At 71.6% G+C, this 18492-nt stretch carries 14 protein-coding genes; 4 read left to right on the forward strand and 10 right to left on the reverse strand.

Features of this window, described 5'->3' with window-relative positions:
* Window positions 1-9: 9 nt before the first annotated feature.
* Together ACIGDI_RS14530 and ACIGDI_RS14535 are read right to left on the reverse strand one after the other, a co-directional pair.
* On the reverse strand, window positions 10-909 hold the full coding sequence (locus tag ACIGDI_RS14530; protein ID WP_399895522.1) for a glycosyltransferase family 2 protein: 900 nt from the start codon (window positions 907-909) through the stop codon (window positions 10-12).
* Window positions 906-2930: an O-antigen ligase family protein gene (locus tag ACIGDI_RS14535; protein WP_399895525.1), complete on the reverse strand. Its 2025-nt coding sequence runs from the start codon at window positions 2928-2930 to the stop codon at window positions 906-908. The genes ACIGDI_RS14530 and ACIGDI_RS14535 overlap by 4 nt, the downstream gene beginning before the upstream one ends.
* A gap of 68 nt (window positions 2931-2998) precedes the next feature.
* Between ACIGDI_RS14535 and ACIGDI_RS14540 the strand changes: the two genes are divergently transcribed.
* Window positions 2999-3670 (forward strand): hypothetical protein, encoded by a 672-nt coding sequence (locus tag ACIGDI_RS14540; protein WP_399895528.1) that lies wholly within the window; start codon window positions 2999-3001, stop codon window positions 3668-3670.
* Window positions 3671-3687: 17 nt separating this feature from the next.
* Here ACIGDI_RS14540 and ACIGDI_RS14545 read toward each other — a convergent pair whose 3' ends face one another.
* The 8 genes from ACIGDI_RS14545 to ACIGDI_RS14580 form a co-directional block, all read right to left on the reverse strand.
* Window positions 3688-4734 carry a glycosyltransferase family 2 protein gene (locus tag ACIGDI_RS14545; protein WP_399895531.1) on the reverse strand — a complete coding sequence of 349 codons (1047 nt, stop codon included), beginning with the start codon at window positions 4732-4734 and terminating at the stop codon, window positions 3688-3690.
* 88 nt (window positions 4735-4822) lie between these two features.
* Window positions 4823-8359, reverse strand: coding sequence for a DUF4082 domain-containing protein (locus ACIGDI_RS14550; RefSeq protein WP_399895534.1), 3537 nt, complete (start codon window positions 8357-8359; stop codon window positions 4823-4825).
* A 130-nt stretch (window positions 8360-8489) separates the two neighbouring features.
* Window positions 8490-9608 carry a DegT/DnrJ/EryC1/StrS family aminotransferase gene (locus ACIGDI_RS14555; RefSeq protein ID WP_399895537.1) on the reverse strand — a complete coding sequence of 373 codons (1119 nt, stop codon included), beginning with the start codon at window positions 9606-9608 and terminating at the stop codon, window positions 8490-8492.
* Window positions 9605-10294: an acetyltransferase gene (locus ACIGDI_RS14560; RefSeq protein ID WP_399895540.1), complete on the reverse strand. Its 690-nt coding sequence runs from the start codon at window positions 10292-10294 to the stop codon at window positions 9605-9607. Before ACIGDI_RS14560 ends, ACIGDI_RS14555 begins: the two co-directional genes overlap by 4 nt.
* Complete coding sequence (locus tag ACIGDI_RS14565) at window positions 10291-11430, reverse strand: DegT/DnrJ/EryC1/StrS family aminotransferase (protein WP_399895543.1); 1140 nt, start codon at window positions 11428-11430, stop codon at window positions 10291-10293. The genes ACIGDI_RS14560 and ACIGDI_RS14565 overlap by 4 nt, the downstream gene beginning before the upstream one ends.
* A complete protein-coding gene (locus ACIGDI_RS14570) occupies window positions 11427-12401 on the reverse strand; it encodes an NAD-dependent epimerase/dehydratase family protein (RefSeq protein WP_399895546.1) in 975 nt (324 codons plus the stop codon). The genes ACIGDI_RS14565 and ACIGDI_RS14570 overlap by 4 nt, the downstream gene beginning before the upstream one ends.
* A 31-nt stretch (window positions 12402-12432) precedes the next feature.
* Window positions 12433-13482, reverse strand: a complete 1050-nt coding sequence (locus ACIGDI_RS14575; RefSeq protein ID WP_399895549.1) for a Gfo/Idh/MocA family protein — start codon at window positions 13480-13482, stop codon at window positions 12433-12435.
* Window positions 13483-13520: 38 nt separating this feature from the next.
* Window positions 13521-14927: a sugar transferase gene (locus ACIGDI_RS14580; RefSeq protein ID WP_399895552.1), complete on the reverse strand. Its 1407-nt coding sequence runs from the start codon at window positions 14925-14927 to the stop codon at window positions 13521-13523.
* A gap of 318 nt (window positions 14928-15245) precedes the next feature.
* Here ACIGDI_RS14580 and ACIGDI_RS14585 point away from each other — a divergent pair, with 318 nt between their 5' ends.
* From ACIGDI_RS14585 to ACIGDI_RS14595, 3 genes are read left to right on the forward strand one after another with little or no spacing between them, the layout of a single operon-like run.
* On the forward strand, window positions 15246-16097 hold the full coding sequence (locus ACIGDI_RS14585; protein WP_399895555.1) for a glycosyltransferase: 852 nt from the start codon (window positions 15246-15248) through the stop codon (window positions 16095-16097).
* Window positions 16098-16127: 30 nt separating this feature from the next.
* A complete protein-coding gene (locus ACIGDI_RS14590) occupies window positions 16128-17432 on the forward strand; it encodes an MFS transporter (RefSeq protein WP_399895558.1) in 1305 nt (434 codons plus the stop codon).
* 32 nt (window positions 17433-17464) lie between these two features.
* Window positions 17465-18487, forward strand: a complete 1023-nt coding sequence (locus ACIGDI_RS14595) for a TolB family protein (protein WP_399895561.1) — start codon at window positions 17465-17467, stop codon at window positions 18485-18487.
* Window positions 18488-18492: the final 5 nt, after the last annotated feature.

Consider the following 18492-nt stretch of genomic DNA (forward strand, 5'->3'; position numbering starts at 1 on the left):
TCGTGCCCGTCACGGACCCGGCGTGACGCTCAGGGACCCCGGCCGGGCGAGGGCGGCCGCGGCCGCGCGGCTGGCCGGGCGGCCGAGCGCCGCGCGCGAGGTCTCCCGGAGCAGGACGGCCGCACGGAAGGCGGCCGTGGCGAGCGGGCCGTGCCGGCGCCGGTAGAGACGGACGCGGTTGAGGGTGAGCAGGGTCCACAGGCGGGGTGACACCTGGGAGTCGCCGCCCAGGTGGACGGCCTCGGCCGTGGGCTCCAGCTGCGTGGCGTACCCCAGGTCCCGGGCCCGCAGACAGTACTCCGTCTCCTCCGAGTAGAGGAAGAAGGACTCGTCCCACGGGCCGCACGCGGCCAGACAGTCCCTGGAGACGGCCATCAGGGCGCCGGTCGCCCAGTCCGCGCGTGTGGGCCGACGGTAGGCGACGGGATCGGTGACCAGCTCGCTCAGGGCCGGGAACCGTCCGGCCCGGGTGTTGCCGATGACGGCCTCGCCCAGTGCCCGCAGCACGCTCGACTCCCGGCGCAGTGACCGGTGCGGGGTGTCGTGCCCTTCCTCGTAGAGCAGGGGCACGGCGATGCCGACGCCGGGGCCGAGGCTGTCGAGGAGGCGTTTGGCGCAGCCCTGCCGCATGCGGATGTCGGGGTTGCAGATGAGGACGGCGTCGTACTCCCCCGCCGCGGCCAGCGCCGCGTTGATGCCGGCCGCGTACCCGGCGTTGCGGCCGGTCTCGACGACCGTGGCGTCCGGGGCCAGGGTGCGCAGCACCTCGACGGTGTCGTCGGCGGAGTCGTTGTCGGCGACGACCAGCCGGTGGTCGAGGCCGGCCATGCCGTCGGGCAGCGCGGCGAGGAACCCGGGCAGCACCTCGGCGCTGTTCCAGGTGACGACGATGACGGCGACGGTGCTCATCGGGACTCCGCGAGTTGGGGGAGCTTGACTTCGGACGTCGTACGAGGGGCGGGGAGGGCCGCGATGGCGGCCTCGCGGCGGATGAAGCCCAGGTAGCTGCCGCCGGCGCCCAGGGTCAGGAAGAACATCCCGGCGTACATGGGGAAGCTGAGCGCGTCGAAGGTGGCGCTGATGACCAGGGCGACCAGGGCCGAGGCGAGGAAGGCCTGGCCGAGTTCCCGGTCCGACTCCGTGCGGGCGAGGCGCCGTATGGCACCCCCCTGGTGGATGCCGGTGACGAACAGGGCGAGCAGCGCGACCATCCCCAGGGCGCCCGTCTCGGCCAGGGTCAACATGTACTGGTTGTCGGTGAAGAAGTACAGGTCCGGGGTGAAGGTGCCGAACCCCCGCCCGAACCAGGGGTGTTCCTCCAGATAGGGCACGATCGCGCTGTACTTCACGGTGCGCGCCTGGGTGCTGCTGTCGGAGTTGGACAGGAAGGTGGCGAACAGGTTGGTGATGGTTCCGATCAGGCCCGGGATGATCACCTTGAAGCCGGCCACGGAACCCAGGATCAGCCCGATCGCGGCCCAGCGGCGCTGCGGCTTCCAGCGGGGCACCATCACCAGGATCACGATGAAGGCGCCGATGATGGAGGTCCTGGACACCGTCAGCGGCAGGGCGCCCGCCATGATCGCCACGGGGCCCCAGCGGCGCATCGCGCCCGCGTGCCTGCGCACCGGGTCGAAGGCCTGGTGGACGGCGAAGGGAAGCAGGATGGCCAGCATCCCCCCGAACTCCAGGGGATGGGCGGTGGTGGAGCGCGGCCGGGTGAACGAGCCGCGGTCCATGGCGCTGATCCCGGCGGTGCTGGAGTGCAGGCCGGGGATGTGGATGGAGTCGGCGATGTTCGTCGCGGCGAAGAAGTCGTAGTAGCCGATCAGGGCGACCACGGTGCCCAGGACGACGAGCCGGCGCATCAGGGTCTCCAGTCGGCTGCGCTCCTGGATGCCGGCCGAGGAGAGCACCACCAGCGCCACCCACACCCCGAGCCCGATGAGCCCGCGGTCGGCGCCGAGGACCTCCTCGTGCGAGCTGTCCCGGGTGGCGTTCGCCAGGTAGGCCAGCAGCACCGCCGCGGCCAGCAGGCACATCACCACGCGCGGCAGCCGGGTGCCCGGGGCCGGGAGGATACGGCCGCCCAGCCAGGTCGCGAGGTACCAGAGAAGTCCCAGCAGGGCGAAGACGTTGGCGGGGGTGCCGACCCCGCCCAGCGCGGGCAGGGTGAGGTTGGACGGCACGAAGAAGGCCAGCGCCAGATAGCCGCTGAGGACGGTCGTGGCGTCCAGTCTGCGCACCAGCAGGCCCTTGGGCCGCTCGGGCGGCCGGGCGCGGTGGCGCCGGGGCACGTAACCGGCCAGGGCGCGGCCGCGGCGGCGGACCACCGCGACGCCCTCGGCGAGGATGGACAGCAGGAAGGCGGCGACCATCCCGACGATGACGACCGCCGCGATGCCCTGGTAGCGGCCCTTGGACTGCGAGACCGGGGTCTGCGGCAGGACGACCGGCGCGCTCTGCACCGCGTACACGGCCGGCACCTTGGAGGCGGCCTGCAGGGCCTTGAGCTGCTCCCCGGTGAACTTGGTCAGCGTGGTGGTCTCCCGGAGCACCTTCGCCCGGTCGGTGCCGGTGACGCTCAGGGTGAGCAGCGGGCTGTCGGCCTGCGGCGCGAAGCCGACCGTGTACTGGTCGGTGACGCCGCGGGAGTGCAGTTCCTTGGCCGAGTCGCTCGACTGGAGCGTCCTGATCAGCACGTCCGCGGTGACGACCAGCGAACCGCCCGCGTTCGACAGGGGGTTGCCGAAGGTCGGGGCGAGATCGGCGATCGCGGTGGAGTCGAGGAGCGTGACGGAGCTCTGCGACTCGTAGGAGACCGGGATGGTCCGGTACAGGTAGCCGCCGGCGAGAACGCTGAGCAGGGTCAGGGGCACCATGAAGTACCAACGCCTGCGCATGATCGCCAAAAGGTCGGCAAGGCTCATGAGAACTCCCTTTTGGTGGCGAACCGCCCGTGCGCCTGCGAGGATCGGTGCCGACGGAAGGAATCCCCGTGTCGCCTCGTGACGTCGCCGAAGCGCTGCTCCGCCGCTGGTACGTGCTGCTGCTGGCGCTCCTGCTGACGGCCGCCGGAGCCTACAAGGTGCTGCACCCGGCCCCGCGCTACCTGAGTTCGGCGGTGGTCGTGCTCAAGCCGCCCGTGACCGGCTCGCAGCCGAACCAGCTGACGAACCTCCAGCCGCCGCTCGCCACGCTGTCCTACGGCGTCATCCAGCAGCTCGAGTCGCCCGCCGGACGCGGCGAGCTGGCCGCCGCAGGCGTGCACGGGACGTACCAGTTGATCCCGCGCAACAGCGGCACCAGTGCGACGCCGCGCTATCTGATCCCCTCGGTGCAGGTGCAGGCGCGGCGCGGGGACGCCGTCGAGGCCGACACGGCGGTCCAGCGGGTCATCGAGGTGTACTCCCGGCATGTGGCGGCCATGCAGGAGAAGCAGGGCGTCGCACCCGGCTCGCGGATCACGGCGTCCGTACTGGTCGCCCCGAGCGCCGCCCCGGTGCAGGGCAACAGGTCCCGCGCCCTTGCGGGTACGGCGCTGCTGGGCGCGACCACCGGGCTGCTGGGCGCGCTGTGGCTCGACAGGTTCGCGCTGCGCCGCGCACGGCGCGAGGATGACACGCCGGGCACGGTCCGCGGCGCCGACCGGGTGCCGGTGGCGGGCTGAGCTGAACTGATCGCGCATCAGATACCGCGGCGCTTCCAGGACTCCCACCACAGCCACTCCCGCCCGCGCTCGGCCACGGCCGACCACACCAGCGGCTGCAGATACGGCATGGCCTTCGGCCCGACGCGTCTGCGCAGGCGCAGGGCGCGGTACTCGGGCAGCTTCCGGTAGTCGGGCAGGCACTGCTCGGCGAACGCGACGCACTCCTCGACCGGTACGACGGCGGTGCGCCCCCGGTCGTAGGCCCGGTAGGCGCGGCGCAGGGCGTAGCGGGCGAGGCGGGTGTGGACCTGGTCGGCGAGGCGGTCGGCGTGCGGCAGCCGGTCGGCGCACTTGGCGAGCACCGAGTCGAAGGCCACCAGGCGCTGGCGCAGGTCGTCGAGTTGGCCGCCGAAGTCGACGGTGGACATGTTGTTGCCGTGGACGCGATAGAAGGCCTGGTCGGCGCCGCGAACGTAGCCGACGTCGGCGTGGGCGGCGAGCCGCATCCACATCTCGATGTCGCCGGCGTGCGGCAGGGCGGGGTCGTAGCCGCCGACCTTGCGCTGCAGGCCGGTGCGGACGACGACCTCCGGGGAGGTGATGCAGCCGGTGCCCTCGCGGAAGCGGCGCTCCAGCCACCACTGGCCGGGGTAGACGACCGAACCGGTGCTGCGGGTGCGGGCCTTGGGCAGTGGTCCGCCGTGCTGGAAGCGCAGGGGCCGGCCGTAGGCGAAGCCCGCCTCGGGGTGGGCGTCCAGGAGCCGGGCGGCCCGGACGAGCGCGCCCGGGACCAGCCGGTCGTCGGCGGACAGCAGGGCCACGTAGTCGCCGTCGGCCCAGTCCAGGAGGCCTTCGTTGTAGGTGGCGATGTGGCCCTTGTTGGTCTCGTGGACGTGGACCTCGATCCGCGGGTCGGCGGCGGCCAGCTTCTGCGCCACCTCCGCCGAGTCGTCGGGCGAGGCGTCGTCGATGATGAGTACGCGGACGTCAACGCCGTCCTGCTCGTCCAGGACGCTGCTCACGCAGTCGGCGAGGAAGTGCCCGTACTTGTAGCAGGGGATCACAACACTGACGCTGCTCATCGGTGGGGAAGCCAATCCCCGTCGGTGGTCCGCGCCGTGCTGGCGCGGACCACCGACGGTGTGTGGGGACGGGTCGGTGCTGGTTCCGTCAGTTCTTCTTCTTCTTGAAAGTGGTCTTGCCGGTCAGGGTCCAGCTGTGGGACTTCACCGTGTGGTGGTGTTTGTCCCTGGCCGTCACCGTGACCTTGAACCGGGTGCCGTCCGGGAGCGGCGAGGACAGGTGCACGGACACCTTGTGCGTCGCCCGGTTGTAGGAGACGACGGCCGTGACGTGGAGCTTCCGGGCGGCCTTGGAGCCGCTCAGCACGGTCACGGTCGCCTTCACGGACGCCACCGGGGCCTTCTTCTGCACGGTCATGACGAGGGCGTTCGCCGCGTCGGCGGTGTGCGCCACGGTGGACGCGGTCACCTCCGAGGCGGCCGTCTCCGACGCCAGGGACGCGCTCGGGTTGTCGGCGGTGAAGACGGGGCCCACCCAGTAGTTCGACGATCCGTAGGAACCGTTGGGGAAGGCCGAGCCGCTGCCGTACTTGTAGAGCCCGTTGTGGTGGGTGGTGGTGTCGGCCGTGGCCGTGAGCGGATAGGACTTGTGGGCCGCCGCGAAGTAGCCGCCGTCCACCGCGTAGTTGCCGTTCGGCGCGTGGTAGGAGACGACGTACCCGGTGTCCGCGGTGACGGCCACCGGAGTGGCGAAGGTCAGCGTCTGCCAGCCGGAGGCGGTCTCGTTGGTGAAGGTGCCGCTGGCGAGCAGGGTGCCGTCGTCGCTCCACAGGCTGCCGGTGTGGGTGCCCGTGTTGCCGGTGCCCTTGTAGAAGGTGACGCCGGTGACCCAGCCGGCCGCGGAGGACGTGAACCGGGTGCCCAGCTCCACGGAGTTGGGGTCGGCGGTCATGTCGGGTGTGGCCGGTACCGCGGAGGAACTCCACAGCGTGCAGGGGCAGGTGACCGCGGGCGGTGTGGAACTGGTGGTGAACGACCAGGTCACCGGGTCCGCCATGGCGTTGCCCCACACGTCGGAGGCCTGGACGGACGCGGTGTAGGTGGTGTGCAGTTCCAGTTCCGTCGACGGCGTGTAGGTCGCCTTGTTCGACGCGGGGTAGGTGACGGCGCCCGGCACGGTGTTGCCGTCCGGGTCCTTCAGGGTGAACGTCACGCTGTCGGTGTCGACGGCCGAGCTGAAGGTGGCCGACACCGGTGCCGTGATCGAGGCGCCGGTCGCCCCGGAGGTCGGTGAGGTCGAGGTGACGGTCGGCGGGGTGGTGCTGGCCGTCGAGGTGTCCAGCACGACGTCGACCCAGTAGTTGCTGCCGGAGGTCTGCGAGGACGGGAAGGCGCTGGAGGAGCCGTAGTGGTAGACGCCGTTGCCGCCGTCGGTACCGGACTTCAGGGCCGTCAGCGGGGCCAGTCCGGCGTCACTGCCGGCGAACGTTGTGTCGTACGAGTAGCCGCCGTTGGGCGCGAAGTAGGAGGCGACATAAGTGGTGTTGGCCTTGACGGTGACCGGGGTGGAGAAGTTCAGCTGCTGCCAGCCGGAGGCCGTCTCGCCGGTGAAGGTGCCGGTGGCCAGGCGGGTGCCGGATGCCGTCCACAGGTTGCCGATGTGGGTGCCGGTGTTCACCGGGGACTTGTAGAAGCGGACACCGGTGATGGAACCGGCCACCGTGGTGCGGAACTTGACGCCGAGCTCCACCGAGCCGCCGTCGCCCCCGTTGACGGTGCCGGGCACGGCGGAGGCGGGCCAGATGGTGCAGGGGCAGGCCTGGGGTCCGACGGTCAGCGGGATGGTGGTGACGGCGCCGATGTTGACGCTGTCGTCGACCGCGCGGACCTTGATGGACGCCGAGCCCGGGGTGGTCGGGGTCCAGCTGAAGCTCCAGGACGTCAGGCCGGTGGCGGCCTTCCAGGTCGTGCCGCCGTCCGTGGACACCTCCACCCGGGCCACGACGCCGCCGGAGTCACTGGCGGTGCCCTTGATGGTGACCGGCTTCAGCGCGGGCACGGTGACCCCGGAGGACGGGCTCGTCACGGTGACGGCCGGGCCACTGGTGTCGGTGGAGGCCGTCGCCGCGACGAGGTTGCTCTGCCGGGTCAGCGGCTGGACACCCATGTCGGCGAGCACGTTGAGCGTCGCCTGCTGCATCCGGGAGTCCTCGGTGACCACCGTGTCGGCGGGGTCGTAGGTGGGCACGTTGGTCAGGCCCCACGACCACTGCACGGTTCCCGAACCGAACACCAGCGCCCCGGAGTCCTGGTCGCGGAACTCGACGAGGTTGTGCGTGGCGGTGCCGTTGCCGTAGAGGTTGCCCCAGTCCTGGCGGAGCTTGCCGTCGTTGATGTCGACGGTCGTGGACGACACGTCGATCGCGCCGGCGGGCCGGGTGCTGTTGTCGAGGTCGCTGTCCCACTCGTAGCCGAGGGTGCCCGTCGGGAAGGTCGCGGTCTGGCTGGACGTGAGGTTCGCGATGGAGGTGTTGCGCCAGATGCGGTTCTTGCCGTAGGAGCCGGGGACGGTGATGGCGTCGGCGCGGTAGCCGTTCACGGTGAACATGGAGCCGGTGAGGATGTTCGGCGGCTGGTAGGTCTGCCCGTAGTTGGTGCTGGCCGGGTCCATCCAGGTGCCGGTCCACACGCCGCTGGGATCGGCGATCCCGTTGTTCTGCGCCATCTTGGTCATCTTGTAGCAGACCAGGGTGCGGTCGGCCGTGCTCGTGCCGTCGATGCTCGGCGCGAGCCGCGTCTTCCAGAACACCTCGTTGCCGCTGAAGAAGGCCTCCCGCACCCCAGCCTTCCGGGCCGCGAGGACGTTGGAGTACTGGCTCTGCGTCCAGTACTCGTCATGGCCGGACGACAGGTACACCTTGTGCTTCTTCAGCAGGGTGGCGCCGCCCGCGGACGACACCTGCACCCCGGAGGTGTAGCTGACGTCGTAGCCGTTGCGCTCCAGCCAGGACAGCATCATGTACTCGGAGCCGTAGATGCCGTTGTCGCCGCCGATGTCCAGCGGCCGGTTGTAACTGACCTCGTAGGCGCGGCCGTCGGGCGCGGGCCCGGTGCCGCCGTACAGGTCCTGGCCGCCGTAGTCGTTGTACGCCTGCCAGGTCTGGTCACTGGTCTGTACGACGATGTCGGAGGTGCTGGCGTCGTTGCGCACCACGAACGGGTACGGCATCAGGCCGTCGCCGTCGGTCTGCGTGATGTTGGCGATGTACAGGCCGGACACGGCGTCGCTGGGCACGGTCCAGGTGGCGGTCACCGGCCAGTTGCCGCAGTCGACCAGGCCGGTGCTGCTCTTGGTGGTGCAACTGGCGGCCTTGGAGGTGTAGTTCGCCGGGTACGTCACGGCCGCCTGGGCCGCGGTCGACATCTGGCGGGCGCCGTCGCCGCCGTACCAGCCCAGCCGGTAGATCTGGATGTTGTACGAGACCGGCGACTGGACCTTGAACTGGACGGTGTCGCCCGCCTGGACGCTCTCCTTGGTGGTGAAGCCCTTGATGTCGCCGTAGGCGTTGGGCGAGAACCAGTCGGACTTCGGGCTGCCCGTCTTGGAGTTCTCGCAGACGATGGCGTTGGAGCCCGACCCGCACGGATCGGATGCCGCCTGGGCGGACCCGGCCAGCGGGAGCACCGCCAATATCAATGCCGCTACGACGGCGAGGCGACCGCCTCTGATCCGTCTGCTCCATCTTTTCATGCGTACCTCTCAGCGGTGCTGTGCAGGACCGACCCGTGGGCCGGCGGTAAGGCGTGGGGGGCGGTCAGATGCCCAGCGCGTCGGCGAGCGTGTCGACGACCCGCTGCTGCTGCTCGGGCGTGATCTGCGGGTAGAGCGGCAGGGAGAGGATGCGGTCCGCTGCCTGCTCCGCGTTCGGGAAGTCGCCCCGGCGGTGGCCGAGATGGCGGTACGCCGGCGTGAGGTGGACCGGGGCGGGGTAGTGCACGCCCGCGCCGATGCCCTCCGCGTTGAGCTTGCCGACGACGTCGTCCCGGTCGGCGCCGACGACCTGGACGACGTACAGGTGCCAGACGTGGAGGTTGCCCGGCGCGGTCACGGGGAGGACGACCCGGCCGGCGTCGGCCAGGTCGGCCAGCAGTGCGTCGTAGCGGGCGGCGGCCGCCCGGCGGGCCGCGTTGCCGTCGGCCAGCCGCGCCAGCTTGGCCCGCAGGACGACGGCCTGCAGCCCGTCCAGGCGGCTGTTGAACCCGGGGACGTCGTGGCGGTACTTGGCGACCCCGCCGTGGTTGGCGATCGCGCGCACCAGGCCGGCGCGTTCCTCGTCGTCGGTGAGCACGGCGCCCGCGTCGCCGTAGGCCCCGAGGTTCTTGCCCGGGTAGAAGCTGGTGGCCGCGATGCCGCCGCTGCCCGGCGCACGGCCGTCGCGGGTGGCGCCCTGGCACTGGGCGGCGTCCTCCACCACCCGCACCTGGTCCGGGAGTTGGGCGATGAGGGGCGTCACGTCGGCCATCTGGCCGTAGAGGTGCACTGGTACGACCGCCCGCGTGGCCGGGCCGACGGCGTCCAGCGCGGCCTGCGGGTCGAGGAGATGGCTGTCGGGCAGGCAGTCGGCCAGGACCGGGCGCGCGCCGATCCGGGCGACCGCGCCGGCGGTGGCGATGAAGGTGTTGGCGGGCACCACGACCTCGTCGCCCGGGCCCACTCCGCTGGCCCGCAGGGCGAGTTCGACGGCGTCGGTGCCGTTGGCGACGCCCACGCAGTGCGCGACGCCGCCGAACTCGGCGTACTCGCGCTCGAATCGGCGGACTTCGTCACCGCCGACGAACGCGGTGTTCGCCAGGACCCGTTCGAATCCGGCCCTTACCTCGTCGGCGACCTCCTCGTGGGCCGCCTTGAGGTCCACAAGCGGAATCTGGTTCATGTCAGCGGTCCCCCCACTGTCGGTACTGCGAGTTCGTCGAGCGCGGGCGCGTCCGCCGCGCGCAGCCGCCGGGCCGGGCTCCCCACCCAGACCTCGCCCGGCGGCACATCGCCGAGCACGGCACTGCCCATCCCGATCAGCGACCAGGCGCCGACCGTCGTACCCTCCCTGACCAGCGCGCCGGAGCCCACATAGGCCCCCTGCTCCAGCCGCGCTCCGCCGCCCAGGCGTACTCCGGAGGCGAGCGTCGCGAAGTCCTCGACCACGTCGTCGTGGGTGAGGACGACGTGCGGCATCACGGCGACGTGCGCGCCCACCCGCACGGCGGCGGTCAGCGCGCAGTGCGCGAGCAGCACCGAGCCGGGGCCGATCCGGGACGACCGGGACACCGACGCCGTCGGATGGACGACGGTGGCGTAGCGGTCCGCGGGCAGGGCGAGCCTGCGGACCAGGCGGGCGCGGGCCGCGTAGTCCCGGGGGTTGCCGACGCAGACCACCGCCCGGGCGCCGGGCAGTCGGTGGACCAGGTCGCAGCCGCCGAGGACGGGTACGCCGTCCACCGCGGTGCCGTGCAGGGCCGCGTTGTCGTCCAGGTGGCCGAGCAGCTCGAAGCCGCCCGCGTCCCGTACGGCCTGTGCGGTCTCCCGGGCGAAGCCGCCCGCGCCGATGATGACAAGTTCCGTCATCCGCCCGCCTGTTCACGCAGTGCGGCCACGACGCGGTCCTGCTGGTCCTCGGTCATGGTGTGGAACAGGGGAAGGATCAGCGAGTCGCGGGTGAGGCGTTCGCTGACCGGCAGCGGTGCGCTCGGGTGGTCCGCGTAGGCGGGTTCGAGGTGCGCGGCCATGATCCCGCGCCGCGCGGAGACGCCGGCCTCGGCGAGCGCGGCGAGCAGGTCGTCCCGGCCGACGGGGAAGTCCTCCTCCAGCAGCACCCAGTAGGACTGGAAGTTGCTCTGCCCGTGTCCGGGGTCGCGTACGGGGGTGAGGCCGGGGACGTCGTGCAGCAACGCGTCGTAGCGGGCTGCCAGTTCGCGGCGGCGGGCGATCATCGTGTCGAGCTTGCCGAGCTGGACCAGGCCGACGGCGGCCTGGATGTCGGTCATCCGGTAGTTGAAGCCGACTTCCAGGTAGCTCTCCAGGACCGGCCTGCTGCTCGCGTGCCGGTCCGCGGCGGAGGCGTTCATGCCGTGCTCGCGCAGCCGGCGCAGCCGGGCCGCCCATTCGGCGTCGTCGGTGGTGATCATGCCGCCCTCGCCGGTGGTGACCACCTTGCGGGGGTGGAAGGACCAGGCGGCGAGCAGCGCGCCGTGCCCGACGGGCTTGCCGCCGACCGTGGAGCCGATGGCACAGGCGGCGTCCTCGACCAGGGGCAGGTCCCACTCGGCGCAGGCGGCGCGCAGGGCGTGCACCTCGGCCGGTACGCCGCCCTGGTGGACGGCGAGGACGGCCCTGGTGCGGGCGGTGCGGACCGCGTCGACGGTGGCCGGGGTCAGGTTGCCGGTGGCGAGGTCGACGTCGGCGAACACCGGCTCGGCGCCGACGTACCGTACGGCGTTGGCGGTGGCGATGAACGACAGCGACGGCACCACGACCTCGTCGCCGGGGCCGAGGCCGAGCGCGACGAGGCAGAGGTGCAGGGCGGTCGTGCAGGAGCTGACGGCGATGCCGTGCTCGGCGCCCACCCGCTCGGCGAAGGCACGCTCGAACTCGGCGACGCGGGGACCTTGGGCGACCCACCCGGACAGCACGGCGTCGGAGGCGGCGCGGGCCTCCTCCTCGCCGAGCCAGGGGATCATCACCGGGATGCGGTCGGAGCTCACTTGGCGGCCTCCCGCTCCGCGCGCCACCACTCGACCAGGTCGCGCAGGCCGGTGCGCAGGTCGATCCGCGCGGTGAACCCGAGGCGTTCGGCGGCGTGCGAGGTGTCCGCGAGGCGCCGGACCACGCCGTTGACCGCGCGGGCGGGCCCGTGCTCGGGCTCCAGGCCGTCGGCGCCCATGGCCTCCAGCAGGCCTTCGGCGAGTTCCTTCAGCGAAGTCTCCGTACCGCTGGCGATGTTGAAGACCTCGTCGGTGAGGTCCGACTCCGCGGCCAGGACGTTGGCGCGCGCGATGTCGCGGACGTCGACGAAGTCCATGGTCTGCGTGCCGTCGCCGAGGATCAGCGGCGGCTCGCCCGCCTCGATGCGCTCCATCCAGCGGATGAGCACCTCGGTGTAGAGGCCGTGGATGTCCATGCGGGGGCCGTAGACGTTGAAGTAGCGCAGGGCCACGTAGTCCAGGCCGTACATGGCGTGGAAGCTGCGCAGCATGCCCTCGTTGAAGGCCTTGGCGGCGCCGTAGAAGGTGTCGTTGTTGTACGGGTGGTGGCGCTCGGTCGTCGGGAACTCTTCGGCCATGCCGTACACGGAGGCCGAGGAGGAGGCGATCACCTTGCCGACGCCGGCCTCGGCCGCCGCCTCCAGGACGTTGAAGGTGCCGCCGACCAGGACCTCGTTGGCGAGCCGGGGCTCCTCCGCGCACTGGGTGATGCGGATCGCGGCCAGGTGGAACACCAGGTCGGCGCCCTCGATGACCTTCCGTACGGTCTCGGCGTCCCGGACGTCGCCCTCGACGATCTCCACGACCCCGCTGGGCAGGGCCTTCGCGAGGTTGGCCCGCCGTCCGCGCACGAAGTTGTCGAGCACGACGATCTCGCGGGCGCCGCCCTCGGCCAGGAGGTCGACCAGATTGGAGCCGATGGTGCCCGCTCCCCCGGTGACCAGGATCTTCTTGCCTCGTACGCTGCTCAAGTGCTGTTACCTCTCAGCGATTTCGGATCTGTCAACGCCCGGCGCGCAGGCCGACGACCGCGCCCTTGAACTCGAGGCTCCGGGACGCGGCCTCGAGAATGTCCAGCACCCTCAGGCCGGCCCGGCCGTCGGTGAGCGGCGCCCGGCCCGCCCTGATGGCGTCGCCGAACTCGTCGACCATGCTGCGCAGCGCTTCCTTCTCGCCGATCGCGGGCGCGACCATGTCGCCGGAGCGGTACGAGACGAGCATCTCCCGGCGCTCGTCGGCGCCGATCTCCTGCGGTGCTGCCATCTCCACGCCGCGGTCGTAGACGGCCACCCGCTGCAGGGGGTTGAGGTCGTCCCAGAGCAGGGTGCGCTTGGAGCCGCCGACCATGGTGGTGCGCACCTTGGTCGGGGAGAGCCAGTTGACGTGCACGTGGGCGATGGCCCCGGTGCTGAGCGTGAGGGTCAGATAGGCGACGCAGGCCTGTCCGGCGCCGATCGGGTCGGCGCCGTGGGCGGCGACGGCGACGGGTTCGACGCCCGCGGGGAGGATGAAGTCCAGGATGGACAGGTCGTGCGGGGCCAGGTCCCACAGGACGTCGATGTCCTTCTGCACGAGCCCGAGGTTGATCCGGACCGAGTCGACGAAGTGGATCTCGCCGAGATCGCCGGCCCGGACCATTTCGCGGATACGGCCCACCGCGGGCGTGTAGCAGTAGGTGTGGTCGCACATCAGGGTCAGGCCGCGTTCCTCGGCCTCGGTCACCAGACGCACCCCGTCGGCGTAGGTCGCCGCGAGCGGCTTCTCCACCAGGACGTGCTTGCCGGCGCGCAGGGCGGCCAGGGCGATGTCGAGGTGGGTGCCGGCGGGCGTGGCCACGGCGACGGCGGCCACGTCGGGATCGGCGAGGACGGCCGCGTAGTCCGCGGTGGCCTGGACCGTGGAGTAGCCGCCGAGGACCCGCCGGGCCCGCTCCACGTCGAGGTCGCACAGCCAGCGCAGCCGGAACCGCTCGCTGGCCTGGAAGTTGCGTACGAGGTTGGGGCCCCAGTAGCCGGCCCCGACGACGGCGACCCCCAACGGCTCCTGCGTCACTGTCTTCCTCTTCCTGTGGTCCTTCAGTGGGCGGTCCATCAGTAGGCCCCCGTTCCCCGCACCACCGCGGACCCGGTGCGCGCCAGGATCGACAGGTCGAGGCCCATCGACCAGTTGTCCACGTATCCGAGATCGAGCCGGACGGCCTCGTCCCAGGGCAGGTCGGAGCGGCCGCTGACCTGCCACAGCCCGGTGAGGCCGGGCTTGACCAGCAGCCGGCGTTTGATGTCCGAGGTGTACTCCTCGACCTCCTCGGGCAGCGGCGGACGCGGGCCGACGAGCGACATCTGGCCCCGTACGACGTTGATGAGCTGCGGGAGTTCGTCGATCGAGCTGTGCCGCAGGAAGGAGCCGACCCGGGTGATCCGGGGGTCCTTCTTCACCTTGAACAGCAGGCCGTCGCTGTTCTGGTTGAGGTGCTCCAGTTCCGCGCGCAGGGCCTCGGAGTCGGAGCGCATGGTGCGGAACTTGAACATGGTGAAGTGGTCGCCGTACCGGCCGACCCGCTGCTGCCGGAAGAGCGCGGGGCCGGGGCTGTCCAGCCGGACGACCAGGGCGATCAGCAGCATCGGCAGGGCGAGGAACAGCAGCAGCGCGGCCGCGAGGGAACGATCCAGCAGTTCCTTGGGCAGCCGGGAGACCCGGGAGAGGTTCGGGGGCTTGATCCGCACCAGCGGCACCCCGTTGGTGGGCCGCACGGCCATGCGGGCGGCGGACACGTCGGTCAGCACGGGGGCGAGCAGGAAGTCGACGCCCTGCACGGCCGCGGTCCAGGAGATCCGGCGCAGGACGGAGGCGTCCAGCTCGGGGGCGGGCAGCACCACCACGGTGGTGATGCCCAGGGCACGCACGACGTCGTTCATGTCACCGACACCGCCGAGCGCGGGGACCCCGAGCCTGCGGATCTGCGAGGCGTTCTCCGGGTCGGTCAGGCAGACCCCGGCGGCCTGGAGCCGCGGGGTGCCGCCGCGCCGCAGTACGGCGATCAGTTCGGCGACCCCGTGGGCCGGTCCGACCAGCAGCGTCGCGCTTCCGTCGGGGCTGCGCGCCCATCGCCGGTGCAGGCGGCGGCGCAGCCAGTACCGGACCGCGAGGGCGATCACCGCGGCCGGCACAACCGCCATGATCATGTCATGGAGGAGCCCCGCATCGTGCCTGAACAGCCAGTACGCGACGGCGGCCAGCGCCGGCAGCGCGACGGCCCCGCGGAGCACCCGTCGGTACTCCTCGACGCCCAGGCCGAGCACACCGCGGTCGTAGGACCGGTGGGCGAGCATGGCCACGATCCAGGTCGGCGGCAGCACCAGGGCGACCGCCCACCGGCCGTAGGCCGCGTGGACCAGGAAGGCCGCGGCTGCGGCTGCGAAGCCGTCCGCGGCCAGGAGAAGAATCCGGTACTTCTGTTCCCAACGTCTTCGGCGAGCTGGTGGACGTCTGTGATCCACACCAACTTGCTCATGCGTGACCTCAATGGTCATGCGCCCCCCACCACATGCGCGGTACCCCTGACCGAAGCGCCCTCGAAGAGAGGGCGCTGGAAAGCGATGGGAGCTTCGGCGGTTCCCCAACCGCCTCATGCACCCAGCATGCTGGCTACTGATTGATCAAAACGTGTCACTCAGCCGTACCGTGACATGCAGTCAAGAACAAGTTCCCCACCCAAACCGGTCCGGCCGCCATCAATCTAGACCACGCGGCGCAGTGTCGGGAACAGTTGGACGAAACACATGTCGCAATAGTGACACCGGCGGCATACTGCCCGCGTGACGAGCATCGTGATCCCGGCCCACAATGAGGCGCCTGTCATCGGAAGACTCCTCGACGCGCTGTTGGCCGATTCCGCCTCCGAGGACGACCCCGACATCGTGGTCGTGTGCAACGGCTGCACGGACGACACCGCGAGCGTCGCGGCCGCCCGGGGCCCGCGCGTGCGGGTGGTGGAGATCCCCGTCCCGTCCAAGCACGCCGCCCTGCGCGCAGGTGACGACCACGCGCGCGGCTTCCCCCGCGTCTACGTGGACGCCGACGTCGTGATCGGCGGCGCCGACGTGCGGAAGCTGACCGAGCCCCTGGAGGACGAGACCTCGGGCATCCTGGCCACCGCCCCGCAACGGCGCATTCCGCTCGCCGGCTGCGTTTGGCGGGTGCGCGCCTACTACCGGGTGTGGCAGCGGCTGCCCGCCGTACGCGAGGGGCTTTTCGGCCGGGGCGTCATCGCCGTATCCAAGGCCGGGCACGCGCGGCTCTCCGCGCTGCCGCCGCTGATGGCGGACGACCTGGCCGCCTCCCTGGCGTTCACCGCGCGGGAGCGGCGCGTGGTCGACGCCGCCGGCGTCGTGATCCGACCGCCCCGCACATGGCCGGATCTGATCAGACGGCGCATCCGGGCGGCGGTCTCCACCGCCCAGGTCGAACAGCATCAGGGACCGCAGCAGGCCTCGGCGCGCACGAGCAAGGCGGACCTGAAGGCCATCGTCCGCGAGAAACCGGGGCTCCTCCCGAGCGTCGCGGTCTTCGTCGCGGCGGCGCTCGCCGCCCGGCGCGGGTCCCGGAAGGCCATTCGCGCACAGGACTTCGGCACCTGGCTGCGGGACGAGAGCAGCCGGCAGAACTGATCGCACGACCGTCGTACCGGGAGCCACCACTTGTACCTCACCGATCGCTCCGCGCCCCCGAAGCCGGGCGCCGCCGAGCAGGGCCGAAGACGCGGACCGGTGACCGGAGTCGCCCCGGTCGTCCTCGTCCTGGGCACGGTCAGCCTGATCACCGACATCTCCTCGGAGATGGTCACCGCCGTCCTGCCGCTGTACCTCGTCACCACGCTCGGCTTCAGCCCGCTCGGCTTCGGCACCCTCGACGGCGTCTACAACGGCGTCAGCGCGCTGGTCCAGCTCACCGGCGGGCACCTCGCCGACCGGGTGCGCAACCACAAGCTGATGGCGGGGCTCGGCTACGGGCTGTCCGCGCTGTGCAAGCCGCTGCTGCTGCTCGCGAGCAGTGTCGGCGCGCTCGGCACGGTCCTCGCCCTGGACCGGACCGGCAAGGGCCTGCGCACCGCCCCGCGCGACGCGATGATCTCCCTGTCCACGCCCGCCGAGAGACAGGGCCGGGCCTTCGGCGTGCACCGGGCGATGGACACCACCGGCGCACTGCTCGGCCCGCTCACGGCCTTCCTCATCCTGCGCGCGGCGGCCGACGGTTACGACGCCGTGTTCGGCGTGAGCGCGTGCGTCGCCGTGCTCGGCGTGCTGGTACTGGTGCTGTTCGTGCCGGGCAGACGGCGGGCGGCGGGGGACCCGGGAGCATCGGGCGCGGGCACGACCGCGGCGGCGGACGAGGGGGGCGGTGACAGGCAGCCCGTCCGGGTCCGCGAGGCCGTGGCCCTGCTGCGTCTGCCCCGACTGCGCGCGCTGGCCGGGTGCGCGGCACTGCTCGGCCTGACCACCGTCAGCGACGCGTTCGTCTACCTGCTGCTGCAACGGCGCACGGGTATCGCCGAGGAGTGGTTCCCGCTGCTGCCGCTCGGCACCGCCGCCGTCTTCCTGCTGCTGGCCGTGCCCGTCGGCGCCCTGGCCGACCGGATCGGGCGCCGTACCGTGTTCCTCGCCGGGCACGCGGTCCTGCTCACCGGCTACGCGCTGCTGCTCTGGGCCCCGGCCACGCCGGCCCTCCCCTTCCTGGTCCTCGCCCTGCACGGCGTGTTCTACGCGGCCACGGACGGAGTGCTCCCGGCCGCCCTGGCCGGTGTCGTGCCCGACCATCTGCGCGCCAGCGGCCTGGCCATCGTCGGCACCAGCCAGGCGCTGGCCAGATTCTGCTGCTCCCTCGCCTTCGGCGCCGCCTGGACGATGTGGGGCCCCGGCCCGGCCCTGGCCGGCTCGGCGGCCGGCCTGCTGTGCTGCGCCACCGTCGCGGGTGTGGTGCTGCGACCCGCCGACGAGACCCGATGACCACCTCAGCGACCCGAACCACGAGGATCCACATGACATCGACGCGCCGCCGCCTGCTCGTACTCGTCGCGGCGGTCCTGGTGCTGGCGGGCGTGGGCACCGGCGTGGTGTTGCACGCCGCCGCCCGCGCGGACCGCCAGAACCGGCCACAGGCGGGCGGACCCGCGGTGGACGACGGCAAGTTGACGCTCCGCCAGAAACAGCGGCTGGTCTTCGTCAACGGCGCCGCCGGCCCGCACCGGACGGCGGTCGCCTCCGTCGCGTCCGCCGATCCCAAGGGCCGGCGCACCGCCTCGGACCTGAAGTGCGCACGCTTCTACGCGGCGGCCGGCACGGGCGTCTGCCTCCAGTCCACCACCGGCGTCCTCAAGCAGAGCAACCGCGCCCTGCTGCTCGACGCGAACCTGAGCACCCGGCACACCTTCGCGCTCGCGGGCACACCCAGCCGGGCCCGGGTCTCGCCCAGCGGCCGCTTCGTCGCCTGGACCGTGTTCGTCTCCGGCGAGTCCTACTCCTCGGCGTTCTTCTCCACACGCACCTCGGTCCTGGACACCCGCACCATGAAGCTGACCCCGAGCCTGGAGACGTTCTCCGTCGTCAAGGACGGCAAGCCCTACCACGCCTCGGACATCAACTTCTGGGGCGTCACCTTCGCCTCCGACGACGACACCTTCTACGCCACCCTCAACACCGCCAACAAGACCTATCTGGTGCGGGGTTCGCTCTCCCGGCGGACGGTCACGACGCTGGTCGAGAACGTCGAGTGCCCCTCGCTCTCCCCCGACGGGACCCGCGTCGCCTTCAAGAAGCGGATCCTGTCGCGCACCGACCTGTGGCACGAGTACGTCCTCGACCTCAGGACGCTCAAGGAGACCCCGCTGGCCGAGCGCCACAGCGTCGACGACCAGGCCACCTGGCTCGACGACCACACCGTCGCCTACGCCCTTCCGACGGACGGCAAGGTCGGCACCAGCGACCTGTGGAGCGTCCCCGCGGACGGCACGGGAACGCCCCGTCTGCTGCTGGCGGGCGCCTCCTCTCCTGCGCCGCTCTAGCCGCG

It is taken from the genome of Streptomyces sp. NPDC085900 (assembly GCF_044540925.1).
Classification (GTDB): Bacteria; Actinomycetota; Actinomycetes; order Streptomycetales; family Streptomycetaceae; genus Streptomyces; species Streptomyces gilvifuscus.

Bases quoted from the DNA above. Each gene is read 5' to 3' on its own strand.
- ACIGDI_RS14560 (WP_399895540.1), bottom strand. From the start codon at position 10,294: ATGACGGAACTTGTCATCATCGGCGCGGGCGGCTTCGCCCGGGAGACC.
- ACIGDI_RS14555 (WP_399895537.1), bottom strand. From the start codon at position 9,608: ATGAACCAGATTCCGCTTGTGGACCTCAAGGCGGCCCACGAGGAGGTC.
- ACIGDI_RS14595 (WP_399895561.1), top strand. From the start codon at position 17,465: ATGACATCGACGCGCCGCCGCCTGCTCGTACTCGTCGCGGCGGTCCTG.
- ACIGDI_RS14530 (WP_399895522.1), bottom strand. From the start codon at position 909: ATGAGCACCGTCGCCGTCATCGTCGTCACCTGGAACAGCGCCGAGGTG.
- ACIGDI_RS14545 (WP_399895531.1), bottom strand. From the start codon at position 4,734: ATGAGCAGCGTCAGTGTTGTGATCCCCTGCTACAAGTACGGGCACTTC.
- ACIGDI_RS14535 (WP_399895525.1), bottom strand. From the start codon at position 2,930: ATGAGCCTTGCCGACCTTTTGGCGATCATGCGCAGGCGTTGGTACTTC.